The organism is Mesorhizobium shonense, assembly GCF_040545255.1.
Taxonomy (GTDB): Bacteria; Pseudomonadota; Alphaproteobacteria; order Rhizobiales; family Rhizobiaceae; genus Mesorhizobium; species Mesorhizobium shonense.
The window spans coordinates 1-1405 of record NZ_JBEPLM010000052.1; the positions used below are offsets into that span (position 1 = coordinate 1).

Genomic DNA, 1405 nt, shown 5'->3' on the forward strand with positions numbered 1-1405 from the left:
TAGCCACCAAGTCGAACAGTGCGGATCACGTCAGCGTGCAGGAACTGCCTGAAGCATCGTCGCAGTCGGCTGATATGAACGTCCACCGTTCGCGGGCCGACAAAGACGTTGCGCGGCCAGGCGATTTTGATCAGCTCTTCGCGGGCCTCAGACGTCTTTGGCGAGATGCAGCAGTCGCTGAATAAGATCTGGAAAGTGGAACCAAGCGACATCTCGTTTTCGAGCCTGGTGCGGGCGAGGGCGGCGATTCTTGGCCTCGTGGCGGCACTCGGCTTCATGCTCCTGATCTCCCTCGCGGCGAGCGCGGCTAATCTCGGCATTGAGGGGTGTGGTCAACCAGCGCCTGCCGTTCGACGAACTGGTCGTGAGTTCCATCAACATGATCTTTTCGTTCCTGCTGATCACGCTGCTCTTCGCCGCGATCTACAAGATCCTGCCGGACCGCAGTCTCAAATGGCGTGATGTCGCTGTCGGCGCCCTGGTCACCGCGTTTCTGTTCACCATCGGAAAGTCGCTGATCAGCCGGTACATCGGCAGCAGTTCGATCGCGAACTCCTACGGCGCCGCGGGTGCGCTGATGGTGGTGTTGCTGTGGGTCTATTACCCGGCTCAGATCTATCTGTTCGGCGCCGAAATCACGCGCGCCTATTCGATGATCAGCGGAAGCTGCGCCGATCTCGCACCGGTTGTGAAGCAAAACGTCGAAAAAGACCCAAAGATGAAGAATCGCCGTGTGCTTGATAAGGGGGCCTACTTGTCCAGGCTGGCCTGCGCCTCCATGGAACCGAGTCCCCTTAAACGACTTATGATTTAGGGCCGGGCGTAACCTTAGTAGTGACATGGCCTACGATCGAAACCGCATTTCACCTGCTCGCGATACGGAGACAGGCTTGCGGCGAGCCAAGCGCAACCGTTTCATCATCGTCATCGGCGCCTCCGCTGGCGGGGTGGAGCCGCTGAAGCAGATCGTGAGCGACCTGCCTGCCGACCTGCCGGCGGCCGTGTTCGTCGTGCTGCATGTCGGCCAGGTCAGCTACCTGCCGGAAATCCTCGATCGCGTGGCAACCCTCAAAACCTCGGTGGCCAAGAACGGCGCGACCTGCAAGGCCGGCAACATCTATGTGGCGCCGCCCGGCTTCCATCTTCTGCTGCATGACGATCACATGATGCTGCGGCGTGGCCCGCGCGAAAACCTCGCGCGGCCAGCGATAGACCCGCTGTTCCGCTCGGCGGCGCTCAGCTATGGCGCCAGCGTCATCGGCGTGCTGCTTTCGGGCTCGCTTTCCGACGGCACAGCCGGCCTGAGGGCAATCAAGGCCGTCGGCGGGCTCGCGATCGTGCAGCACCCGAAGGACACGTTGGTGCCTTCCATGGTGGAAAGCGCGCTGCGTTACGTCGAAGTCGA

3 protein-coding genes are annotated in these 1405 nt (G+C 61.1%); 2 read left to right on the top strand and 1 reads right to left on the bottom strand.

What is annotated here, in order from left to right:
• Nucleotides 1-278: winged helix-turn-helix domain-containing protein (locus ABID26_RS36985; protein WP_354418428.1), on the bottom strand; the 278-nt coding region annotated here is incomplete at its 3' end.
• A 50-nt stretch (nucleotides 279-328) separates the two neighbouring features.
• On the opposite strand from ABID26_RS36985, the gene ABID26_RS36990 reads away from it, so the two are divergent.
• Complete coding sequence (locus tag ABID26_RS36990; RefSeq protein ID WP_354418430.1) at nucleotides 329-814, top strand: YihY/virulence factor BrkB family protein; 486 nt, start codon at nucleotides 329-331, stop codon at nucleotides 812-814.
• A 76-nt stretch (nucleotides 815-890) separates the two neighbouring features.
• The coding region (locus ABID26_RS36995; RefSeq protein ID WP_354418432.1) for a chemotaxis protein CheB at nucleotides 891-1405 on the top strand (515 nt) is incomplete at its 3' end.